Annotated in this window: 7 protein-coding genes; 2 read left to right on the top strand and 5 right to left on the bottom strand. The window is 45.7% G+C overall.

Going from position 1 to position 6,761, the window contains the following annotated elements; all coding sequences use genetic code 11:
- The coding region (locus A3756_RS08485; protein ID WP_156490372.1) for a bifunctional diguanylate cyclase/phosphodiesterase at positions 1–1,163 on the top strand (1,163 nt) is incomplete at its 5' end.
- 81 nt (positions 1,164–1,244) lie between these two features.
- A complete protein-coding gene (locus A3756_RS08480) occupies positions 1,245–1,901 on the top strand; it encodes a bifunctional 2-polyprenyl-6-hydroxyphenol methylase/3-demethylubiquinol 3-O-methyltransferase UbiG (protein WP_068514702.1) in 657 nt (218 codons plus the stop codon).
- On the opposite strand, the gene murI is transcribed toward A3756_RS08480, so the two are convergent.
- Genes murI through A3756_RS08455 form a run of 5 tightly spaced genes read right to left on the bottom strand, consistent with a single transcriptional unit; the run spans position 1,874 to position 6,539 of the window.
- Positions 1,874–2,719, bottom strand: coding sequence for a glutamate racemase (murI, locus tag A3756_RS08475; RefSeq protein ID WP_068514699.1), 846 nt, complete (start codon positions 2,717–2,719; stop codon positions 1,874–1,876). The genes A3756_RS08480 and murI overlap by 28 nt on opposite strands.
- A gap of 13 nt (positions 2,720–2,732) precedes the next feature.
- Complete coding sequence (locus A3756_RS08470; protein WP_068514696.1) at positions 2,733–4,652, bottom strand: Gldg family protein; 1,920 nt, start codon at positions 4,650–4,652, stop codon at positions 2,733–2,735.
- A 12-nt stretch (positions 4,653–4,664) separates the two neighbouring features.
- Positions 4,665–5,399, bottom strand: a complete 735-nt coding sequence (locus A3756_RS08465; protein ID WP_068514694.1) for an ABC transporter permease — start codon at positions 5,397–5,399, stop codon at positions 4,665–4,667.
- The gene (locus A3756_RS08460) at positions 5,396–6,346 is read right to left on the bottom strand and encodes an ABC transporter ATP-binding protein (RefSeq protein WP_068514691.1); all 951 of its coding nucleotides are present in this window, start codon (positions 6,344–6,346) and stop codon (positions 5,396–5,398) included. Before A3756_RS08460 ends, A3756_RS08465 begins: the two co-directional genes overlap by 4 nt.
- Positions 6,321–6,539, bottom strand: coding sequence for a hypothetical protein (locus A3756_RS08455; RefSeq protein ID WP_068514689.1), 219 nt, complete (start codon positions 6,537–6,539; stop codon positions 6,321–6,323). Before A3756_RS08455 ends, A3756_RS08460 begins: the two co-directional genes overlap by 26 nt.
- Positions 6,540–6,761: the final 222 nt, after the last annotated feature.

Raw genomic sequence — 6,761 nt, 5'->3', positions numbered from 1 at the left:
ACGATACTTTGGGGCACGCTATGGGCGACCGCTTATTGCAGTCTGTGGCCCTTCGCCTTGAAAGCTGCGTCAGAAAGTGTGATACCTTATCTCGTTTTGGTGGAGATGAATTCACCCTACTTCTGCCATCAATTTCTTCGCCTGAAGATGCCAGAACCATTGCCAAGAAAGTCATTTCAACACTCAAAGCCCCTTTCGACCTGGGTGAGCATGAAGTATTTGTCGGCGTAAGTATTGGTATTGCCGTCTACCCTAATGGCGGGAACACGGTTGACCAGCTCATCCAAAATGCCGATGTTGCTATGTACCATGTAAAGGGACGCGGTAAAGATGGTTACCAGTACTACAGCGAAGATATGGCCATCCACACCTCAAATCGTTTGAGCCTGGAAAGAGACCTTAGAAACGCACTGGAACGTAACCAGTTCAAAGTTTATTATCAGCCTCAAATTTCTGCCAAGACAGGTAAGACCATCGGTGTTGAAGCGCTGGTAAGATGGCAGCATCCTGAGCGTGGTCTAATCTATCCTGGCGAGTTTATTCCTTTAGCCGAAGAAACCCGACTAATGTCTGATATTAGCGACTGGGTACTGCATTCGGCCTGTAAAGAAATTAAATCCTGGATCGACAGCGGCCAAAGTGACATTCGCTTATCAGTAAACTTCTCACCTCTCCAGGTTGAACACCCGCGCTTTGTACAGCGTTTACTATCCAGCTTGCGCCAGGCAGATTTCCCGCCCGGAAATCTCGAAATCGAGCTCACTGAAAATGTTATTATGAACGACCTTGAGAATATGACTCAAAAACTCAGACAACTCTCTGAGCATGGCGTCACCATTGCCATTGACGACTTTGGCACGGGTTATTCATCACTGAACTATATTCATAAACTGCCTATTCATACTTTGAAAGTAGACCAGTCCTTCATCAAGGATATTGAAGATACACACGATGATGCCTGCATCGTTAATGCTATTGTATCCATGGCCCACGGCCTGAAACTCAATATTGTTGCCGAAGGCGTCGAAACCGAGACTCAACTAAGTTACCTAAAGTCTTTGGGCTGCCAGGAGATTCAAGGCTTCTATTTTGGTAGAGCCGTTCCAGGCCGTGACGCACTTGAACAGATTAACAACAATGCGAGCCAGCTTATTGAGATATAAGCTGGCCTTTTTCCTCAGAACATCCATAATAATGCAAAGCCTTATAGTCAAACCTGCCTCTTCTCTTTGAAAGCTCAAACCATGTTAGACAAATACAGATTAATTGGACGTTCCTACGACACTTTAAGCAAACTATATAGCGGCAATGCTATACAGGAATGCCGCTTAGCGATGCTTGATGAAGAACTCGTCAAGACTGGTAGTAAAGTCTTATTTGCTGGTGCGGGACAAGGTGATGATGCCATTAGAGCAGCTGAACTCGGTGCTGAATCGACATTAATTGATTTATCACCAACAATGATGGATACCAACCTCAAACTTATTGAGAAGCACCCCGATAAGGAGTCACTCAATATTAAACCTATCCTTGGTGACATACTCAAGCATGAAGCAAAAGCTAATTATGATGTCGTGGTTGCCAACTTCTTTCTAACAGTATTTGAGAAAGACAAAATGAATGCGGTGTTAGACCACCTGATCAAACTGTGTAAACCAGGTGGCTACGTGATTATTGGTGATTTTAAAACTGCCAGTGGCAATATATTTCAAAAGACTGCTCAGCAAGCCTACTGGCTAACCGCCGCAACGGCTTTCTTTGCGGTCGCAGGCAATGCTATTCATGGCCTTTACAATTACGCAGACCTACTTGAAAAGAAGGGTTTGAAGCTCTGTAAAGAGCAGACTTTTAGCGTACTGGGCCAACCCGCATTTCAGTCCATACTGGCCGAGAAACAGTGAAGCTGGTATTGAGCTAAGCCCAAGGCTTGTAATGATTCCGAGAACACCTCTTCATTAGGCGTCATCTCAGAAAAATAAATCTGATGAATCGCGTTCTTTGTAGAGAGATCTTGCCCTGGAATAACCCCCTGCTCACCAGCCAACAAATGCTGCACTCGCTTTGCAATCGCTTCACCGGAATCTACCCAGCTTACCTGGGGAAGCAAGGCACTAAGCTGATCTTTAAGTAAAGGGAAATGAGTACATCCCAAGACAACCACATCTACCCTTGAGCCATCGACTTCTTGTTTAAACGGTGCCAGCACTCGAGCAAGAAGTGCTTGATCAACTGGGTAACCCGACAAGTGCATTTCGGCTTGTTCAACAAGCTCACTGCTACCAATTCGAACCACGCAACAATGACTTGCATAGTCCTTAATTAATTGATCTGTATATTGGCGCTTAACCGTTGCCGGAGTCGCTAATAACCCTATCACCGCGCTTTGGGTCATCTGGGCTGCGGGCTTTATAGCGGGTACAACGCCGACAAAGGGCACATCAAACTCCGCCCGTAAATCCGGCAGGACTAGGGTGCTAACAGTATTACAAGCCAGAACAACCAGCTCTGGCTTATGTTGGAGCAACATTGCCGAGACAACTTCTCTTAAGCGTTGCCGAAGCACCTGCTCCGGCAACAAACCATAAGGGAAGTAAGCGTCGTCTGCAAAATAGATAATTTGCAACTCTGGCATTGTCGCCAGAATCGATTGGCAGACACTCAAGCCCCCTACTCCGGAATCTAGTACCAGAATCGAGCGAGCAGCGGGCGACTGTGTCAAAGGGTGAGGCCTTTTAGCGCTGCACAGAACGCTTGCGCATTGCGACAAATAGCGCAAACAAGCAAACTAGTACAGGCACTAAAAAGATATTAATCAACTTCAAACGCGTACCCAAGTTTTCAATATCCTGGTCCAACTGATGCTGAACATCTCGCAACTGTTTACGAATTTTAAGCTTCTCAACCTGAAAGCTTTCTAACTCTTGGGCTTGCTCATCAGTAAATAGAGCACCATCACCTTCACCCCGTAAACGCTCCAGATCCATCAGCTTACTCTCAGTTGCCTGAAGCTCTTCTTCGAGCAACTCTTGCTGCTCCAGGAAGCGCTCTTCAGCCGCCATACGTATATCTTCAACTTTATCAAAAGGACGATTAAAGCGCCCCTGACTACGAATTTGAATTAGCTCCGGATGCCCCGAAAAGTTTTCCAGAGCATTAACCAGGAAACTACCATTATCGGCCCAAGGCGTGGCAATCTGCTGACCAAAGAAATTCTGAACCTGAATCCACAGTCGATCTGTCAGTAGATCTGAATCCGCAACAATCATCAAGTTAAGCGCCTCACCTTCGCTTATTTCCGGTAAAAGCGTTTCGCTAACTGTTTCGGTTTTCTGAACCTCTTCGGCATCCAAAGAGTCGCCCTCAGCATTTGGCTCATCGCTATCAGATAAGATCTGCTTCTGCACTGTTACACCTTCAGGAAAAGCGGTCTTCGCTTTCCCTGAAACTCTTACAGCAAGGGCATAGCGCTCGCCCGTTGGTTCAAAGTCATTCAATAAGTCTTGAGGGTCTTGCAGATTTGTTAAGAGCTCAGCTTTTTGTGGCATTGACTGTTCACTGCTCGATAACAAGACATTCACTTCCGTCTGACGGTCTTCAAGACTATCCAGGATACCCGCTGAAGACCAGTTCATGCTCTCTAATCCGAACAAGACAATGTCTTCGCCTGAGCTCGCCGTGCTCGGGTCCATCCCTAACAAGCCAATATGTCGCACCGGATTTCGGTTCTGTCCAAGCCCGACAACCATAGAGTTTGCGAAGTCAGTCACGATCACATCTTCGCGCAACTGGAGACCCCAGCCAGGCAGCAACTTATTAAGATCTGAACGTTGTACAGAAGGAATTCCGCTTTGTCCGGCAAGTGCCTCAGAGTACGGGTCGAGAAATACCAAGGTTCTCCCACCCTTCAGGACAAACTGATCTATCGCAAACAACAAACTATCTGAAAGGTTTTGAGGTGCAACAAGCAAGAGCACATCCACCTCAGGAATTTCGGTGGCATTGTCTTCTATCCATTCCAGTTCAAAGCCTTCCTGCATATATTCGACAATCGACCAAGCTGGACGTGTCTGTCGAGTCATATAATCAAAGCCGCCATTGATTTCCACGCCACTATAAATTCCGACTTTAGGCAAAGCCGTCTTTGACAGAGACGAGATCAAACGCGTCAATTCATACTCAAGGAATGCCTCTTTGTCTGGCTGCATAAATGGAATCACTTCTTCTGCGCCGTCTTCATTCTGTACACGCAAGCCAAAGTAAATTTCGTCACCTCGGGAACCTGCTGGCACGCCTTGCAAGCCAGCCAAGGAAGCTTCATCTTCAGCTTCCGAGAAAGGCACAGGATCTACTTTTTCGAAGCTGAGCTTCCCGTCAGATAGACCTACATACTCTTGCAACAATTCTTCGACTCTTTGAGCATAAGTCCTTAAAGCAGGAAGCTGTGAACTCGCTTTATCAGAAAAATACAAGGTTAAGTTCACGGGCTTATCAAGACTTTTAATTATTTTCTTAGTGCCGTCAGACAAGGTATACAAACCATTTTCAGTCAAATCCCAGCGAACACCGCTTAGCAGTTTGGAGCTCACGAGAATCACCACAAACATGGCAATAAATACAATCAATAAACCTTTAGATGATTTTAAATTAGTCATGTCTATCTCCCCTTAATCCGCTTTCTTCATATCAACGACCAAAACAGTGGCATAGAGCCAGGCCGAAATGAGCACAAGAAAATAAACAAAATCGCGCAAATCAATAACACCACGGGATATCGCATCGAAGTGAGTCAGGAAGCTTAGGTTAGCGAAGCCATCAACCAACCACAACGGCGCCCAAGACGAGAAAACATCCTGAACAATTGGAAACCCTGCTACCACCATTAGAAAGCACACCACCAAGGTTAGAATAAAGGCAATTATCTGGTTTTTCGTTGTTGCTGACAGGCATGAACCTATCGCCAAAAAACCACCAGACATTAGCCATGAACCAATATATCCAGCGAAAATCACGCCATTATCAGGCTCCCCAAGATAGTTAACGGTTATCCATAAAGGGAAGGTCAAAAGCAAAGCCAGACCGATAAAAAGCCACGCCGCAAGAAACTTGGCAACCACCAGCTCCAAAGTAGATAGAGGTAAAGTCATTAGCAACTCAATGGTGCCACTGCGACGTTCCTCAGACCATAAGCGCATCGCCACTGCAGGCACCAAAACAAGATATAGCCAGGGAATGAAGTTAAAGAAAGCCCCAAGGTCAGCCTGACCTTGCTCAAAGAAATGCCCCAAATAGAAAGTAAACACACCACTGAGCATTAGAAATATAACGATAAAGATATAAGCGACAGGCGTTGAGAAATAACTCGCCAACTCCCTTTTTAATACAATATTCATGACGTTCATGAGCGACCTCCCGTACGAGCAGCCTGCTCTGCTTCGATTGTTACCTTCCTAAAGACATCATCCAACTGCCCCGTCTCGACATGCAGTTCTTCTATCTGACAATTGGCGGCATGTAACACGGAGTTAATTGGTGCAAGAATCGCCTGCCCATTCACTGGGTAAGCCTTGATTGAACCTGTCGAGTCACTATCAACTGATTCAACCTGCGGTAAAGCTTGCAGCTGTCTGATAATGTCTTCATTATGTTCTGAAAGCCTGACTGTCACCGCGTTATGATGCTCTGACATGGCAGCTAGTTCTTCAGGCGTTCCATCAAAGACGATGGCTCCTTGAGCCAAAATCATGGCACGAGAACAAACCGCACTCACCTCTTCAAGTATATGCGTCGAGACAATAACAATCTTGTCTTCTGACAAATCGTGGATTAACTGTCGAACCTGATGTTTTTGGTTTGGGTCCAAGCCATCAGTCGGCTCATCCAGAATTAGCACTTTGGGATCATGAATCAAGGCCTGGGCGATCCCCAAACGGCGGCAATAACCTTTCGACAGGTTTTCTACCTTCTTGTTCAGAACCGGTTCCAACGCGACCTTTTCCACAACCTGGTCAATTCGGGTCTGCAGCTGAGCCCCAGAAAAACCTCGCACCTGACCGATAAACCTTAGTGATGCGATAACCGTCATATCTGCATAAGCAGGTGCACCTTCAGGCAGATAACCAATTTCTTTCTTGGCGGCAATCGGGTCCGATAAAACATCATGTCCCATTACCGCTATCTGCCCCTCACTGGGTGCCAAAAACCCTGTCAGGATCTTCATTGTTGTTGATTTACCTGCGCCATTTGGCCCTAGAAACCCTAAGACTTCACCAGGTTTGACAGTAAAGCTGATATTATTTACAGCGCAGAAGTCATCAAAATTTTTAGTAAGATTGGAAACTTGTATCATGGTTTACTCTGAATTGAATTAACTCTAGATTCATATTGTTATGATTAACATATTGACTCACGACAGACTCTTCTACAATGCGAGTCGACGGGTCTTCTCTGATCGTAAGGCCCGGCAGGAAAATATAGAGAGCGTACTCTTTAATTTCAAGTGTTTTCAGCAAAGCTTTCAAGGTAGTAATCTTTTGCCCCACAGATTTAACCTTGCGGTTACAAATATGTGAAAGACTTGAGATAAAGCAGCCACAGAGCTGTGATTTATGGCCGACAGCAAACAAGTGAATTTTGCCTTGAGGCAGGCTTGCCTATAAACTAGCCCACCAACATATACTGCTCGACAACTCGATTACATGATTCAGCCCATATACAGAAGTTAAGACGCTGAATGCTTGTAGTAGAGCAACCCGGTACTGCAC

The sequence above is a fragment of the Oleiphilus sp. HI0086 genome (assembly GCF_001635225.1).
Note: the sequence above shows the minus strand (reverse complement) of the source record. Positions and strands in the feature narration are given on the sequence as shown.

Coding starts and splice junctions, on each gene's coding strand:
- A3756_RS08480 (WP_068514702.1), top strand. CDS start 1,245: ATGTTAGACAAATACAGATTAATTGGACGTTCCTACGACACTTTAAGC.
- A3756_RS08470 (WP_068514696.1), bottom strand. CDS start 4,652: ATGACTAATTTAAAATCATCTAAAGGTTTATTGATTGTATTTATTGCC.
- A3756_RS08465 (WP_068514694.1), bottom strand. CDS start 5,399: ATGAACGTCATGAATATTGTATTAAAAAGGGAGTTGGCGAGTTATTTC.
- A3756_RS08460 (WP_068514691.1), bottom strand. CDS start 6,346: ATGATACAAGTTTCCAATCTTACTAAAAATTTTGATGACTTCTGCGCT.